General features: G+C 66.6%; 16 protein-coding genes. 13 read left to right on the top strand and 3 right to left on the bottom strand.

Translation table 11 applies throughout. The features are described from left to right. Together glgX and HMPREF3166_RS10035 are read right to left on the bottom strand one after the other, a co-directional pair. Complete coding sequence (gene glgX / locus HMPREF3166_RS09470) at positions 1–2,205, bottom strand: glycogen debranching protein GlgX (protein ID WP_070489191.1); 2,205 nt, start codon at positions 2,203–2,205, stop codon at positions 1–3. Positions 2,206–2,215: 10 nt separating this feature from the next. Next, positions 2,216–2,773 (bottom strand): TetR family transcriptional regulator, encoded by a 558-nt coding sequence (locus tag HMPREF3166_RS10035; protein ID WP_239316640.1) that lies wholly within the window; start codon positions 2,771–2,773, stop codon positions 2,216–2,218. Between the two features lie 67 nt (positions 2,774–2,840). On the opposite strand from HMPREF3166_RS10035, the gene HMPREF3166_RS09480 reads away from it, so the two are divergent. Genes HMPREF3166_RS09480 through nadC form a run of 4 tightly spaced genes read left to right on the top strand, consistent with a single transcriptional unit; the run spans position 2,841 to position 5,895 of the window. After that, the gene (locus HMPREF3166_RS09480; protein WP_083293866.1) at positions 2,841–3,389 is read left to right on the top strand and encodes a hypothetical protein; all 549 of its coding nucleotides are present in this window, start codon (positions 2,841–2,843) and stop codon (positions 3,387–3,389) included. 10 nt (positions 3,390–3,399) lie between these two features. Then, complete coding sequence (locus HMPREF3166_RS09485) at positions 3,400–3,909, top strand: hypothetical protein (protein WP_035005429.1); 510 nt, start codon at positions 3,400–3,402, stop codon at positions 3,907–3,909. A gap of 34 nt (positions 3,910–3,943) precedes the next feature. Beyond that, positions 3,944–4,972, top strand: a complete 1,029-nt coding sequence (gene nadA / locus HMPREF3166_RS09490; RefSeq protein WP_034986587.1) for a quinolinate synthase NadA — start codon at positions 3,944–3,946, stop codon at positions 4,970–4,972. 2 nt (positions 4,973–4,974) lie between these two features. Continuing rightward, entirely contained in the window at positions 4,975–5,895 is a 921-nt protein-coding gene (gene nadC / locus HMPREF3166_RS09495; protein WP_070489047.1) for a carboxylating nicotinate-nucleotide diphosphorylase, read from the top strand. A 12-nt stretch (positions 5,896–5,907) separates the two neighbouring features. Here the strand turns inward: nadC and HMPREF3166_RS09500 are convergent, their stop codons facing one another. Further along, positions 5,908–7,164 carry a hypothetical protein gene (locus HMPREF3166_RS09500; RefSeq protein ID WP_246816987.1) on the bottom strand — a complete coding sequence of 419 codons (1,257 nt, stop codon included), beginning with the start codon at positions 7,162–7,164 and terminating at the stop codon, positions 5,908–5,910. Between the two features lie 63 nt (positions 7,165–7,227). Between HMPREF3166_RS09500 and hisD the strand changes: the two genes are divergently transcribed. The 9 genes from hisD (at position 7,228) to hisI (ending at position 15,445) form a co-directional block, all read left to right on the top strand. Next, a complete protein-coding gene (hisD, locus tag HMPREF3166_RS09505) occupies positions 7,228–8,580 on the top strand; it encodes a histidinol dehydrogenase (protein ID WP_070489054.1) in 1,353 nt (450 codons plus the stop codon). Positions 8,581–8,583: 3 nt separating this feature from the next. After that, positions 8,584–9,705 (top strand): histidinol-phosphate transaminase, encoded by a 1,122-nt coding sequence (locus HMPREF3166_RS09510; protein ID WP_011273392.1) that lies wholly within the window; start codon positions 8,584–8,586, stop codon positions 9,703–9,705. A 66-nt stretch (positions 9,706–9,771) separates the two neighbouring features. Further along, positions 9,772–10,386, top strand: coding sequence for an imidazoleglycerol-phosphate dehydratase HisB (gene hisB, locus HMPREF3166_RS09515; RefSeq protein WP_005295849.1), 615 nt, complete (start codon positions 9,772–9,774; stop codon positions 10,384–10,386). Continuing rightward, positions 10,386–11,735, top strand: coding sequence for an MFS transporter (locus HMPREF3166_RS09520; RefSeq protein WP_049049451.1), 1,350 nt, complete (start codon positions 10,386–10,388; stop codon positions 11,733–11,735). Before hisB ends, HMPREF3166_RS09520 begins: the two co-directional genes overlap by 1 nt. Positions 11,736–11,746: 11 nt before the next feature. Beyond that, the gene (hisH, locus tag HMPREF3166_RS09525) at positions 11,747–12,475 is read left to right on the top strand and encodes an imidazole glycerol phosphate synthase subunit HisH (protein WP_070489057.1); all 729 of its coding nucleotides are present in this window, start codon (positions 11,747–11,749) and stop codon (positions 12,473–12,475) included. Positions 12,476–12,544: 69 nt separating this feature from the next. Continuing rightward, on the top strand, positions 12,545–13,321 hold the full coding sequence (gene priA / locus HMPREF3166_RS09530) for a bifunctional 1-(5-phosphoribosyl)-5-((5-phosphoribosylamino)methylideneamino)imidazole-4-carboxamide isomerase/phosphoribosylanthranilate isomerase PriA (RefSeq protein ID WP_035005422.1): 777 nt from the start codon (positions 12,545–12,547) through the stop codon (positions 13,319–13,321). Beyond that, complete coding sequence (locus HMPREF3166_RS09535) at positions 13,321–14,298, top strand: inositol monophosphatase family protein (RefSeq protein WP_070489060.1); 978 nt, start codon at positions 13,321–13,323, stop codon at positions 14,296–14,298. The genes priA and HMPREF3166_RS09535 overlap by 1 nt, the downstream gene beginning before the upstream one ends. Continuing rightward, positions 14,295–15,077, top strand: a complete 783-nt coding sequence (hisF, locus tag HMPREF3166_RS09540; protein ID WP_070489063.1) for an imidazole glycerol phosphate synthase subunit HisF — start codon at positions 14,295–14,297, stop codon at positions 15,075–15,077. Before HMPREF3166_RS09535 ends, hisF begins: the two co-directional genes overlap by 4 nt. Continuing rightward, the gene (gene hisI, locus HMPREF3166_RS09545; protein WP_035005420.1) at positions 15,074–15,445 is read left to right on the top strand and encodes a phosphoribosyl-AMP cyclohydrolase; all 372 of its coding nucleotides are present in this window, start codon (positions 15,074–15,076) and stop codon (positions 15,443–15,445) included. Before hisF ends, hisI begins: the two co-directional genes overlap by 4 nt.

The following is a 15,445-nucleotide window of genomic DNA, read 5'->3' on the forward strand; positions in this document are numbered from 1 at the left end:
CTAGAGCTTGACCTCCGTGGTGATCGGGCGCTGGAGGACCACAGTGCTGCGCGCGTCGACCTCCAGGGTGTCGCCACCGGCGAACCGGCGGGTCTCCTCCGGCACGCCCATCGGCTCTGCGGTATCCACGACGACGGTCCAGCTTTCCTCCTCGCTCGGCTCCACGTGCATCACCTTGTGGCGGCGCGGCAGCGTGAACGTGATCGGCTCGTGGTGGGCGTTGAAGCAGAAGATGAAGGAATCGTCCTCCACCGGGCGGCCCTGCGGATCCGGCTCCTCGATGGCCATGCCGTTGAGGTGAACCATCAGGGACTTTCCAAAGTCCGCGTTCCAATCGGAATCGGACATCAGGTCGCCGTCCGGGGTAAGCCACGCGATGTCGCGCTTGGCCACGTCCTGGCCTAGCGGGCCGCCCGCCAGGAAGCGACGGCGGCGGAACACCGGGTGCGCCTGGCGCAGGTGGATAAGGTAGCGCGTGAAGGCGTGCAGATCCTTATCCATGTTTTCCCAGTCCATCCAGGCGATTTCGTTGTCCTGGCAGTAGACGTTGTTGTTTCCGCCCTGGGTGCGGCCGATCTCGTCGCCGTGGGAGAGCATCGGAGTGCCCTGGGAGAGCATGAGGGTGGTCAGGAAGTTGCGGCGCTGCTTATCGCGCAGCTGCAAAACCTCTTCGTCATCCGTCGGGCCTTCCACGCCACAGTTCCAGGAGCGGTTGTGGCTCTCGCCATCGCGGTTGTCCTCGCCGTTGGCCTCGTTTTGCTTCTCGTTGTAGCTGACCAGGTCGTTGAGGGTGAAGCCGTCGTGGGCGGTGATGAAGTTGATGGAAGCCGTCGGGCGCCGGCCGGTGTACAGGTCCGAGGAGCCGGTGAGGCGGGAGGCGAACTCGCCCAGAGTGGAGGGCTCGCCGCGCCAGAAGTCGCGCACAGTGTCGCGGTACTTACCGTTCCACTCGTTCCACAGGGCCGGGAAGTTACCCACCTGGTAGCCGCCCTCGCCGACGTCCCACGGCTCGGCGATAAGCTTGACCTGGCTGACCACCGGATCCTGCTGCACCAGGTCGAAGAATGCGGAGAGGCGATCCACGTCGTGGAACTCGCGGGCCAGGGTGGAGGCCAGGTCGAAGCGGAAGCCGTCGATGTGCATTTCCGTCACCCAGTAGCGCAGGGAATCCATGATCAGCTGCAGGGTGTGCGGGTGGCGGACGTTCAGGGAGTTACCCGTGCCCGTGTAGTCCATGTAGTGCGCTTCGTCGCCGTCGACCAGGCGGTAGTAGGCGGCGTTGTCGATGCCGCGGAAGTTCTGGGTGGGGCCCATGTGGTTGCCCTCGCTGGTGTGGTTGTAGACCACGTCCAGGATCACCTCGATGCCCGCCTCGTGGTAGCTGCGGACCATCTGCTTGAACTCCGCGATCGCGCCCTCGGCGCTGGGGGATGCGGCGTAGTCCCGGTGCGGGGCGAAGAAGCCCAGGGTGTTGTATCCCCAGTAGTTGCGCAGACCCAGCTCGCGCAGGCGGTCGTCGTGGACGAACTGGTGCACCGGCATCAGCTCCACGGCCGTGACGCCCAGGTCCTTGAAGTACTCCACGATGGAGTGGTGGCCCAGTCCGGCGTAGGTGCCGCGCAGGTGCTCCGGGACGTCCGGGTGGGTCATCGTCAGACCCTTGACGTGGGTCTCGTAGATGACGGTCTTGTGCATCTCAAGGTTCGGACGGCGGTCGTGGTGCCAGTCGAAGTAGGGGTTGATCACCACCGAGCGCATCGCGTGCGGGGCGGAATCCTCCTGGTTGCGCTTCTCCGGGTTATCCGGATCGTTGATGTCGTAGCTAAACAGGGAGGCATCGCCGTCGAAGGCGCCGTCGAAGGACTTGCCGTACGGATCCATCAGGAGCTTGGAGGGATCGCAGCGCAGGCCACGCGCCGGGTCCCACGGACCGTCGACGCGGTAGCCATAACGCTGGCCGGGGACGATTCCGGGGAGGTAGCAATGCCAGATGTCTGCGTCTACCTCCTCCATCTTCACCCGGGTCTCCGCGCCCTGGCTGTCGAAAAGGCAGAGCTCGACGGATTCCGCAACCTCTGTGAATAGGGCAAAGTTGGTGCCATTGCCGTCGAAAGTGGCGCCGAGAGGGTAGGGCTTTCCGGGCCACCCGACCAAAGGCTCGCCGGGCGCACGCAATCCACTTTTATCTGACAGTCCGAAAGTCATGGCCACCATTCTAACGGCTAAGACCGCGCAGTATTGTTTCTACTCCCAGCACTACTTCCTGGCGTGCGCGAGCTTCGGAAGGTACACCTTGTTCCTGGTCTTTATCCTGTTTCTGTTCGCCCACTGACGCCCCCAAATTCACGGCGACGCTTTGGCGTGCCTGGAGTTCCAGCACAGAACCGAAAACAAAGCGCAGGAGGAGCTTCGCGCCGTCCAACGCGCTGTGTTCCTCACTGTGCTCTGCGCCCAGCTCCGCGCTGAGCTCTGCACTTACTTCCTCGGCCAAGTCCCGGTCAAGCGTCCCGCTGGCCACCGCCGCCAGCGTGATGTCGGCACCGTCGCGCAGGGAGGTGAGGGCGTCAAAAAGAAAAGAACAATAATCCGCTGCACTGCCGGGGTGGGCGGGCACGGCGGTGAGGATCGACTCGGCGATACCTCCCAAAAGCGCCTGCTTGTTGGGGAAATGCCAGTACAGGGCGCCAGGGGCGACGTCGAGAGCGCGGGCGAGCCGCCGCATCGTGAGGTCGGCCAGGCCGTACTGCTGCAGGATGTCGACTGCGGTGCTCACGATTTTCTTGCGGTTTAACTGCACGGTGTCCAAGGGTAGTGGACTACATTGCCGTAGGGTGAGCGACATGAAGATTCGGAAGACATGCCTAGCTGCCCTGTGCACCCTGCCCCTCGCACTCACGGCGTGTGGGTCGGGCGACGGGGATAACAGCGGCGAGTCGAGTCCAGCGAACGAAGCTAGCCAGGCCGAAGAAGCGATGCCCGAAGGGCCGGTCTACGCAACCCCGGCCAGCGACGAAGACAAGCAGCAGATCGTCAACCTGCTGCACGAGCTGAGCAACGGTGCCCGCCCCATGGACGAGTACCTGCACTGGACCATCGACAACACCTGCCGAGCCGACATCGAGCAGCAGGGCGGCGAGGAAGCTGCGCGCGAACAGGCCGATGCCTCCGCTGGGCAGGGCAACTTCGACGAACAGCCGGGCCGCACCCCGAACATCACCGACATCGAGGAAGTGATGGCCGAGGGCGACAACGCACACGCCACGGTCACCATCTCCGAGGCCGAGCGCGAGGACTCCAACCGCATGTACTTCAAGCGCGAGGACGAGAAGTGGAAGTTCTGTCACGCCGTGGGCATGCCAGAAACCGCGGAAACCCAGGACGGCGAGTAGGTATAGCGCATTGAGCAGAAGTTTCAAGATCCCCCGCCCGATCGGGGAGGCGGCGCAGGTCCTCTTTATTACCCTGGTGAGCTTCCTGCTGCTGGGAGTGCTGTGGGGTGTGATCCACCCGACCTCCGAGCTAGTGGTGACCGCCGACGGCGGTGCGGAGATCGCGCCGGGAACCGAGGATGCCTCGTTCCGCGGGTTTACCTACTACGTGGCGCTGACGGCGCTGGGTGGCATCGCAGTGGCGCTGTGGGCGTTTCGCACGCGCATGCGGGGGCTGCTGATGATGCTGTGGACCACCCTGGCTGTGCTGTGGGGCGCTGTGGCGGCCTGGACGGTGGGCGTCAGCGTGGCCGAGAGGCTGCACGCCGACCCGCTCCCCGAGCACCCGCAGGTGGGCGATGTCTTCCACATTTTGGACGCCGCGGGCCCCTCTGTGGGGATGGTCGTGGCCCCGGCGCTGGCGCTGATTGTCTACTGGATGGCGGCGACTTTCGCCGACCCGGAGGACTTTGAGGATTAGGTAGAAACGCGCTGCTAGGGACTAAAGTGGGGGAATGCTTAACAAAACCATAGAGAGTATTACTCGCGTGGATGGCCTTTGGACCATGCCGGATAGCATCTCCACCGACGAGTGGGCCGCGGAAGTCCGCCGGCTGAAGGAAGAGAAGAATGCGCTGATTCTGGCGCACAATTACCAGCTGCCGGAGATCCAGGACATTGCCGACCACACCGGCGATTCCCTCGCCCTGTCGCGCATCGCGGCGGAGACGGACGCTGACGTGATCGTCTTCTGCGGCGTGCACTTTATGGCCGAGACGGCGAAGATCCTGTCGCCGGAAAAGACTGTTCTTATTCCTGACGCCAACGCGGGGTGCTCCCTGGCCGATTCCCTTAGCGCCGACGAGCTGCGCGAGTGGAAGGCCGAGCACCCGGGGGCCGTGGTGGTCAGCTACGTGAACACCACCGCCGACGTGAAGGCACTGACGGACATCTGCTGCACCAGTTCCAACGCGGTGGACGTGGTGGCAAGCCTGCCGGAGGACCAGGAGGTGCTGTTTGGCCCCGACCAGTTCCTCGGCGCTCACGTGCGCCGCGAGACCGGGCGGGACAACATCCACGTCTGGGCGGGCGAGTGCCACGTGCACGCCGGCATCTCCGGCCAGGAGCTGAGCCAGCAGGCGCACAACAACCCGACGGCGGACCTGTTTATCCACCCGGAGTGCGGCTGTGCCAACTCCGCCATCTACCTGGCGGGCGAGGGCATTGTGGAGCCGGAGCGGGTGAAGATGCTTTCCACCGGCGACATGATCTCCCAGGCCAAGTCCACTAACCAGTCCACCGTGCTGGTGGCCACCGAGGTCGGCATGCTGCACCAGCTGCGCCAGGCCAACCCGGAGGTGGACTTCCGCGCCGTGAACGACCGGGCGGCCTGCACGTACATGAAGATGATCACCCCGGCGGCCCTGCTGCGCTGCCTGGCGCTGGGCGAGGACGAGGTGACGGTGGACGAGGAGACCGCCGCAGCGGCTCGTCGTTCCGTGGAGCGCATGATCGCCATCGGCAACCCGGGAAGCGGGGAGTAGGCGTGGAAGAGCAAGCAGTGGAACTTCCCTACCCGGCACAGCTGACCGATCCCACCCGCATCCGCGCAGCGTATCTGCGCATGGCGAAGGTCGCGTTGGAGGAGGACTTCGGCGACGGCGCGGACGTCAGCACCCTGGCGACCGTACCCGCCGACGCTACCGGCACGAAGGTCATGCGCGCCCGCCAGGCCGGTGTGATCAGCGGGCTGGATGCGCTGGCCATCGTCGCGGAGGTCGCGGACGAGCGGCACGTGGAGCTCGTCCCGCTGGTCGCTGACGGTGACCGCGTGGAGGCCGGGGACGAGGTTGCCCGGGTGGAGGGCAAGATCCAGCACATCCTCATGCTCGAGCGCACTCTGCTGAACATCCTGAGCCACGCCTCCGGCATCGCCACGCAGACCCGCGCGTGGGTCGATGCGGTCGAGGCCACGGCCACCAGCCCGCGCGGCTGCAAGGTCCGCGATTCCCGCAAGACCCTGCCCGGCATGCGCATGCTGGAAAAACGCGCGATCGTCCACGGTGGTGGCTACCCGCACCGCTACAACCTGGGCGACCAGGTGATGGTCAAGGACAACCACGTGGAGCTCTCGAATGCAGCCGAGGCGTATGCCCGGGTGCGGGAGTTCTTGGGGGAGGACGCCACCACGTGGGTAGAGGTCGAGGTGGATACCCTGGATCAGCTCTCCGACCTGCTGGCGGAGGGCAAGGCTCGCCCGCCGCAGGTGCTGCTGGATAACTTCACGGTGGAGGACACGCGCAAGGCCGTGGAGCTGCGCGACCAGCTGGCTCCGCAGGTGCTGTTGGAATCCTCCGGCGGGCTCACTCTGGACGTCGCCGGGGACTACGCCGCCGCGGGCGTGGAGTCCGTGGCCGTGGGCGGGTTGACCCACAGCGTGCGGGCGCTGGACATCGGCCTGGACTAGGGTCCTGGCTTTTTAGGCTTCCCAGCGTTCCAGCGCCGCCCGTCGGCGCTCGTCGAGTTCTGCGGCTATTTCCGCGTAGCCCAGCTCCGCGGCGGCGACCAGCGCCATGGAATAGCCGCCGATGGTGCGCTCGTCGTCGGCGCTGAACTCCGACCACTCCGCCACCAGGCGCGCGTTCGCCAGGGCTTCCTCAAAAAGTCCGCAGTTCAGGGCCGCCTCTGCCAGGGTGTAGCGCAGGTTCAGGATGGCGGGAGATAGGGGGCAGCCCTCCGTGGCGGCCAGCTCCGCGCTGGCGAGCTCCCAGGCCTCGCCCTCGCGCCCCTCGCCAAGCAGGGCCATCGCCGCCAGGCCTGCGCACTGCAGGGCGATGACCTCCGCGTCCAGCTTCCCGGCCAAGCGCACGCACTCCTTCCAGTGATCCGCCACGGCGGCCAGGGAGGAATCATCGCCGACGCTTTCGGTGGCGCGGAACATCTCGAAGTGCGCCAGCATGTCGTGCGCCTCGTAGAGGGAAACTATCTGCGCGTCTGTGTTGCCGCCCAGCAGAGAATCCTCCTCCAACCGGTCGATCAGCGCCGTCACCCGGTCGTAGGCCTCCTCGCGCCGCCCGCGGAACCAGGCCTCCTGCGCGAACCACAGCTGGCGGTCGGCCGTGCTCGGGGGTTTCGAGCCGAACCTCCGCACGAGTTGGGCAAAGGTGTCGGCGAAGTCGAAGGCTGTGGCGTCATTATCAGCGTCATCAGAAGAACCAGAAAGATTCGTGGCCACAGCAAAGCCCGTCGTAGCGGCCGAGGTCAACCGCGCGGCGATCGACCTGGGCAGGTCGCGGTGGGTGATGTGCGGGGCCTCGGCGAGGGTGGGGGAATCCGGGTCCGGGCGAAAGTCGGCGAAGCCCTGGGCCAGCTGTGCCAACATTTCGCGCGGTGAATGCAGCTCGGCCAAGGTGCCGGGGCGCTCCTGAAGAGTCAGCGACTGGTGAGTCAGCAGCGCCAAAGCCTCCAGCGCTAGCGCGTGATCGTCGTTACTGCGCGCCCAAACCCGCAGATCTCGCAAGGCGGCGATGGCCTCGTCGGCAAAACCCAGGTGATCCGCGGCGCTGGCCCGCATGCTGTAGAACTCGCCCATCAGCTCGTCCGGCACCTCGTCGGGAGTGGCCAGCCAGTACTGCCGGGCGAAGTCGCTGGCCAGGCGCCAACTCGTCGCCGCGGAAGCCCCCGATTGCGCGGCGGTGCGGCTGTCCCGGAGCAGTGAAAGGAGTGTCTGGGCCATGGCGTAAACTTTAGCCGAGTACATAACCGCACATAATCATTCAGTAAGGAAGCTGCGTACACGATGACTAGCGCCCAGCTGGACTTTAGCCGGATCGATCTGCGGGGTCAGGCCCCGACTACCGCCGAGCTGCGCCATCGGCTGCCGCGCGGTGGCACGGACGTGGACTCGGTGATCCCCACCGTCGCACCGATCGTCGACCAGGTGCGCGAGGGCGGGGCACGCGCGGCGCTGGAGATCGGGCAGCGCTTCGATGGCGTGACCCCGGATTCGGTGCGGGTTCCTGCCGAGGTTATTGACGCCGCCGTGGGGACTTTGGCCGCAGATGTCATCGCTGCACTCGAAGAGGCCATCAAGCGGGTGCGTGCATTCCACTCCGCCATCCGGCCCGAAGATACGCAGGTGGAGGTCGCGCCGGGCGGCATTGTGACCGAGCGCTTCATCCCCGTACAGCGCGTAGGCCTGTACGCGCCGGGCGGCAACGCGGTGTACCCGTCGAGCGTGATCATGAACGTCGTGCCGGCCCAGGAGGCCGGGGTGGAGTCCCTCGTGGTGGCCTCCCCGCCGCAGGAGGGCGGCTGGCCGCACCCGACCGTGCTGGCGGCCTGCAAGCTGCTGGGCGTGGACGAGGTCTGGGCCGTCGGTGGTGCGCAGGCCGTGGCGCTGCTCGCGCACGGCTCCGCGGCAGAAGGCGGCGAGGAGCTGGAGCCGGTGGATATGGTGACCGGCCCGGGCAACATCTTCGTCACCGCTGCCAAGCGGCTGTGCCGCTCTGTGGTGGGCATCGACTCCGAGGCGGGCCCGACAGAGATCGCCGTGCTGGCCGACGAGAGCGCCAACGCGGTGGAGATCGCCTACGACCTGATTAGTCAGGCGGAGCACGACACGATGGCGGCCTCCGTGCTGATTACGGACAGCGAGAAGCTGGCCGACGAGGTTGTGGCGGAGATGAACGAGCGCTACCACATCACCGAAAACTCCGAGCGCGTCGCCGAGGCCTTGAGCGGACAGCAGTCCGGAGTGGTGCTCGTGGACGACATCGCCGCGGGCATCCGCGCGGCGAACGCCTATGGCGCCGAGCACCTGGAGATCCACACCGAGGACGCCCACGGGGTAGCAGCGCAGATCACCAACGCCGGCGCGATCTTCATCGGCCGCTTCAGCCCGGTACCGCTGGGAGACTATGCCGCTGGCTCCAACCACGTGTTGCCGACCTCCGGGACGGCGCGGCACTCCTCGGGGCTGTCCACGCTGACTTTCCTGAAGTCCGTGCACGTCATCGACTACAACGAGGAAGGCCTGCGGGGCGTGGCCGACACGGTAATCACCCTGTCGAAGTCCGAGGGGCTGCCCGCCCACGGTGAAGCCATCAGTGCACGCACCAGCACCGCAAACACCAACGGAACGGAGGTCTAGACCATGGCCGAGCAGAACAACCAGATCTCCCTGGCCGACCTGCCACTGCGCGAGGAGCTGCGCGGCAAGTCCGCCTACGGAGCCCCGCAGCTTTCCGTAGCCAACCAGCTGAACACCAACGAGAACCCCTACCCGCCGTCGCCGGAGATTGTCGAGGGCATCGCCCGCCGCGTGGCGGAGCTGGGCAAGCAGCTGAACCGTTATCCCGACCGCGACGCAGTGGGGCTGCGCGAGGCCCTGGCGGCGTACGTTAGCCAGCAGACGGGTGTGGGCGTCACTAAAGAACAGGTATGGGCAGCCAACGGTTCCAACGAGGTATTGCAGCAGCTCCTGCAGGCTTTCGGTGGGCCCGGGCGCAGCGCGATGGGCTTCGTGCCGAGCTACTCCATGCACCCGATCCTGGCGGCGGGCACGCAGACGGAGTTTGTTACGGTCGAGCGCCGCGCCGAGAACCGCTTCGACATCGACGTGGACGAGGCACTCGCCGCCATCGACGAGCGCCAGCCGAACGTCATCTTTATTACGACGCCCAACAACCCCACGGGCAACAGCACACCGTTGGCCGACATCGAGCGGATCCTGCAGGCAGCCCCCGGCATTGTGATTGTGGACGAGGCCTACGCGGAGTTCTCCGACGAGCCGAGCGCGGTGGGGCTGCTGGAGCAGTACCCGACGAAGCTGGTGGTTTCCCGCACCATGTCCAAGGCCTTCGACTTCGCCGGCGGGCGGCTGGGCTACTTCGTGGCCCACCCGGCGTTTATCGAGGCCGTGATGCTGGTGCGCCTGCCGTACCACCTGGCGACCCTGTCGCAGGCAGCGGCGGAAGTGGCGCTGGAACACTCCGCGGCCACGCTGCAGACGGTGGCGAAACTGCGCCAGGAGCGCGACCGAGTGGTTGCCCGCCTGCGCGAGCTGGGCTACGACGTGATCGACTCGCACTCGAACTTCGTGTTCTTTGGCGGCTTTGCCCACGTCGGCGATTCGGCCGCGGTGTGGCAGCGATTCCTGGACCAAGAGGTGCTGATCCGCGACGTCGGTGTGGCAGGCTGGCTGCGCGCGACGATTGGACTGCCGGAGGAAAACGATGCGTTTCTTGCCGCCGCCGCCAAGATGATGGACGATTAGACACATTAGACAGACGTTTCAAGAGCTTTTAGAGAACGAGACCAGAGAGGTAGGTGCAAAGCCACCGTGGCCACGAACCCCACCCCGCGCATCGGGAAGGCCCAGCGCGCCACCAAAGAATCAGACATCCAGGTCGAGTGGAACCTGGACGGAACCGGCAAGACCGACATCGATACGGGAGTGCCGTTCTTCGACCACATGCTGACCGCCCTCGGCGCGCACGGTTCCTTCGACCTGAAGGTGCACGCCCGCGGCGACGTGGAGATCGACGCGCACCACACCGTCGAGGACACCGCCATCGTCATGGGGCAGGCCCTGGCGCAGGCGTTGGGCGACAAGGCGGGGATCCGCCGCTTCGGCGATGCTTTCATCCCGATGGACGAGACGCTGGCGCACGCTGCTGTGGACGTGTCTGGCCGCCCGTACTACGTGGGCGTGGGGGAGCCTGAGCAGATGCTCAGCGCGGTGATCGGTGGGCACTACGCCACCGTCATCAACCAGCACTTCTTTGAGACCCTGGCGCTGAACTCGCGCATTGCCCTGCACGTGCGCTGCCTGTACGGCCGCGACCCGCACCACATCACCGAGGCGGAGTTTAAGGCCGTGGCCCGCGCGCTGCGCGCCGCCGTGGAGGACGACCCGCGCGTGGGCGGGGTTCCGTCGACCAAGGGAACACTGTAATGGCGCGCCCGAAGGCGCTGACCATTGAAGAACTAGAAAAGATCGATTCCGTGTGGAAGGCCCCCGGCCTTATCGCCACACTGGTGTCGGTCTTCTGTGCGTTCGGTGGCTGGGCGCTACTCCTGCCGGTCATCCCCCTGGCCGTGATCGATGGGGGCGGAACCGATAGCGTGGCGGGCCTGTCCACGGGCGTGTTCATGGCCGCCACCGTGCTGACGCAGGCCTTCACCCCGCGCCTCCTGCGCGCCGTGGGCTATGCGCCCGTGATGCTGGGTGCCGCGCTGCTGCTGGGCTTCCCGGCATTGGCGTATGTGGCCGACATGTCCGCGGTGACGGTGCTGGCCATCGCCGCCGTGCGCGGCGTGGGCTTCGGTGCGGTGACGGTGACGGAGGCCGCGCTGATTGCGGAGCTGGTGCCGCCGCGCCTGGTGGGGCGCTCCTCTGGCGTGTTCGGCGCGACGGTGGGTGTGACACAGCTGATTAGCTTCCCGCTGGGTATGTGGCTCTACGGCAGCTTCGGCCTGGTCGGAGTGTGCTCGGCCGCGGCGCTGTACTCGGCCGTGGGTGCCCTGGCTGCGCTGCAGCTGCCGAAGGTCGAGCGCGAGAACTCGCCCGGTGTGGCCGCCGATATTCCCGACAATGCAACCTCGCAGACGGACTACACGCCGGAGGCGCCGCGCGTGGCCACGTGGAAGCTGGCCACCGTGCCGGGGCTTTCCATCGGTGCGGCCGCCGTGGGCTTCGCCGGGTTCAGCACGTTCCTGGCGCCCGCCGCCGGCGAGATCGACGTGGCAGTGGCCGCCACCATCTCCGGCTTGGCGCTGAGCGTGGTGGGCTTGATGCAGATCGGCTCCCGCCTGTTCAGCGGTTGGTACGCCGACCGCGTGGGCGAGCCGGGTCGCCTGAACGCGCTGGGCCTGGTGCTGTGCGTGGTGGGACTGGCCTCCGCGGCGATCATGCTGGCCGTGCACCCCACGGGCGGGGTGTTGCTGCTCTGGTCGCTGCTGTCGGCTGCGTTCTTCGGCGCGGGCTTCGGCATCAACCAGACCGAGGCGCTGCTGATGCTCTTTGACCGCCTGCCCAGGGCCGAGTCCGCCAAGGCATCGGCGCTGTGGAATATGACCTTCGACGGGGGCACCGGTGTGGGCGCGATCCTGCTGGGCTTTGTGGCCGGTGCGCTGACCTACCAGGGGGCCTTCATCACCGCCGGGGTGGTCGCCGCGTTTGGTTTCGTTGTGGCTATCCTCGACCGGATTGTGGGGCGTCACCGCGTCGCCGAGTACGGCAATGTGCGCGAAACATTGCGTCGAGTCCGACGGCGTGAACTGCGCTCCGGTAAGTCCGGCTAGGATAACCAGTTATGAATTCTTCTCTTTCTTCTCGACGCCCACATGTCGCCCTCCTGGACTACGGCAGCGGAAACGTACGCTCCGCCCAGCGAGCGGTTGAAAGGGCAGGCGCCGAGGTCGAGGTGACCCGCGACCCGGAGGCGGTACAGCGGGCCGACGGGCTGCTAGTGCCGGGTGTGGGAGCCTACAGTGCGTGCATGAAGCAGCTGCACAGCGTGTATGGGGACCGTCTGATCGGTCAGCGACTGGCGGGCGGGCGCCCGGTGCTGGGCATCTGCGTGGGAATGCAGATCCTCTTCGACCGGGGAGTGGAGTTCGCGGAAGGCACGGGAGAAGCTGGCGCGGGGGAGGCAGCCTTTACGGAGGGCATGGGCGAGTGGCCCGGCACCGTGGAGAAGCTGGATGCCGATGTGCTGCCGCACATGGGATGGAACACCGTGGGGGTCGGCGATGGTTCGTCGGCCAGCGCGCTGGGCAAGCCAGCTGCCGAACCGACGAAGATGTTCGCCGGGATCAAGGAGTCCGAGCGTTTCTACTTCGTCCACTCCTATGGTGTGCAGGAGTGGGAGCTGTTGACCGACGGGCGTACCGAGCCGCCACTGGTGCACTGGGCGACCCACGGCCGCAGCCGCTTCGTCGCAGCCGTGGAAAATGGCCCGCTGTGGGCCACGCAGTTCCACCCCGAGAAGTCCGGCGATGCGGGGCTAAAGCTACTGCAGAACTGGGTGGACACGCTCTAGCTCTAGAAATAGCACTAGTTTTCATTGATTTAATCGTCGCCGACCTCGATACACGTTAGGATTCTCCCTATGGCTTCTACTGATAATTCCCGTGCTCTGACCCTGCTTCCCGCCGTCGACGTAGCCGACGGCCAGGCCGTCCGCCTAGTACAGGGCGCGGCGGGCACGGAAACCAGCTACGGAGCACCGATCGAGGCCGCCCTGGCCTGGCAGAACGCGGGCGCGGAGTGGATCCACCTGGTGGACCTCGACGCAGCCTTCGGCCGGGGCAGCAACTTCGAGCTGCTGAAGGAGGTCACCGGCCAGCTGGACGTGAACGTGGAGCTGTCCGGCGGCATCCGCGACGACGAGTCGCTGGAGCGCGCTCTGTCCACCGGCTGCCGCCGCGTGAACATCGGCACCGCTGCGCTGGAGGATCCGGACTGGTGCGAGTCCGTCATCTCCCGCTACGGCGACAAGGTGGCCATCGGCCTGGACACCCGCGAGGTCGACGGCGAGTGGCGCCTGCGCGGCCGCGGCTGGACCTCCGACGGCGGCGAGCTGTGGGAGGTACTGGAGCGCCTGGATTCCCAAGGGGTTTCCCGCCTGGTGGTCACCGACGTCAGCCGCGACGGCATGCTAAACGGCCCGAACATCGACCTGCTGCGTGAGGTGGCTGCTGCCACCGACGCGCCGGTAGTGGCCTCCGGTGGCATCTCCAGCCTGGACGACATCCGCGCGCTGGCGGCTGTGGTGCACGAGGGCGTGGACTCCGCGATCGTGGGCAAGGCACTGTACGCGGGCAAGTTCACCCTGGAGGAGGCCCTGGAAGCGGCCCGGGAAACGGCAAGGGGGAGCGACAACTAATGACAGCCTTCCACGGACTGTCCCCGGAGGAACTGGATACCCGCTCGCTGCTGGCCATCGCCGAGGCGGCGGTGGACGAGGCCGAGACGACGTTTACCGCCGCCGTCGGCGCGGAGCCGGAGGTAATCAAGTCCCCCGGCGACTTCGCCACCGAGGCGGACCTGAGTGTCGAACGCCAGCTGCGCACGCTGCTGACGCAATACACCGGCCTGCCCGTGCACGGCGAGGAGTTCGGCACGGTGCGCCCCGGCGAGATCCCGGGGGAGAACATCACCGAGCCGAACCCTAATGACGCGATGGCGGACGGCCTGGACGGCCCGCGCCGCAAGTCGCTCGAAGCCGGGGACCAGGAACTGCCGGAGACCTTCTGGGTCGTGGACCCCATCGACGGCACAGCCAACTACGCGGTGGGCAATCCTTTTGCCTGCATTCTCGTTTCTTTGGTGCACCAGGGGCAGACCATGGTCTCCGTCACCGAGATGCCGCTACTGGGCAAGCGCATCACCGCCCGTCGCGGTGAGGGGCTGCTGGTGGACGGCCACCCGGCCCGCGCCATGCCGCCGTCGGATCCGGGAGTGACGCAGATCAGCTTCGGCTCCATCCTGTCGCAGCGCCGCGGCAACCTGCCGATTTCCTATCGTCAGGACATGCTGAACGAGATCGGAAAGTCCTACCCGCGCATGCGCGTCACCGGCTCGGTGGGCATCGACCTGGCCTTCACCGCCGCCGGCGTGTTCGGCGGTACGGTCACCTTCAGCCCGAACCTGTGGGACAACGCGGCGGGCATCCTCGCAGTGGAGGAAAACGGTGGCGTTGCCACCGACTTCGCGGGCAACCCGTGGCGCCCGGGCGTTTCCGGCCTGGTCGCAGGCGAGCCGGAGGTGCACGCCACCATCCTCCAGCACATTCAGGCCGTGCCGATCGGCACGGCCGCCCGCAACGCCCAGGAGATCCGCGACCGAGGGGGCATCCGATGAGTGTTACCGTGCGCGTTATCCCGTGCCTGGACGTGGACAACGGCCGCGTCGTCAAGGGCGTGAACTTCGAGGGCCTGCGCGATGCTGGAGACCCCGTCGAGCTGGCCAAGCGCTACGACGCGCTGGGCGCCGACGAGCTGACTTTCCTGGACGTATCCGCCTCCAAGGACGGGCGCGGCACCATGCTGGACGTCGTACGCCACACCGCCGACCAGGTGTTCATCCCGCTGACCGTCGGCGGGGGAGTGCGCAGCGAGGAGGACGTAGACGCCTTGCTGCGCGCCGGCGCGGACAAAGTCAGCGTCAATTCCTCGGCTGTCGCCCGCCCCGAGCTGCTGCGCGAACTTTCCCAACGCTTCGGCGCGCAGTGCATCGTCCTGTCCGTGGACGCCCGCCGCGTGAAAGACCCCGCGGAGGCGGACAAGTACCCCTCCGGCTTTGAGGTCACCACCCACGGCGGCACCAAATCCGCCGGGCTGGATGCCATCGAGTGGGCCCGCAAGGGCGAGGAGCTGGGCGTGGGGGAGATCCTGCTGAACTCCATGGACGGCGACGGCACCAAGGCCGGCTTCGACATCGAGATGCTGCAGGCCGTGCGCAAGGCCGTCTCTATCCCCGTCATCGCCTCCGGCGGCGCGGGCGCCCCGGAGCACTTCCCGCCCGCCGTGGAGGCCGGCGCGGATGCCGTGCTGGCGGCCTCCATCTTCCACTTCGGCGAGGTCGAGATCCGCGAGGTCAAGCAGGCCCTGGCCGATGCGGGCTACGAGGTACGGCTGTGAGCAGTGCAGACTCCAACACAGACCCGGCAAGCTACGAGCTAGACCGCGCCATCGCCGAGCGCGTCCGCTTTAACGCAGACGGCCTGGTGCCCGCCATCGTCCAGGACATCACGAATGGTGACGTGCTGATGATGGCGTGGATGAACGACCACGCCCTAGCTCACACCCTGGCCACCAAGAAGGGCACCTACTGGTCCCGGTCGCGCCAGTCCTACTGGATCAAGGGCGAGACCAGCGGCCACACCCAGCGCGTCGAAGAGGTGCGCCTGGACTGCGACGGCGATACGGTGCTGCTGAAGATCGAGCAGACCGGCGCGGCCTGCCACACCGGCGACCGCACTTGTTTTGACGCCGACCGCTTGGCCTAA

The sequence above is a fragment of the Corynebacterium sp. HMSC08A12 genome, from assembly GCF_001807485.1.
In the GTDB taxonomy this organism is placed as follows: domain Bacteria; phylum Actinomycetota; class Actinomycetes; order Mycobacteriales; family Mycobacteriaceae; genus Corynebacterium; species Corynebacterium evansiae.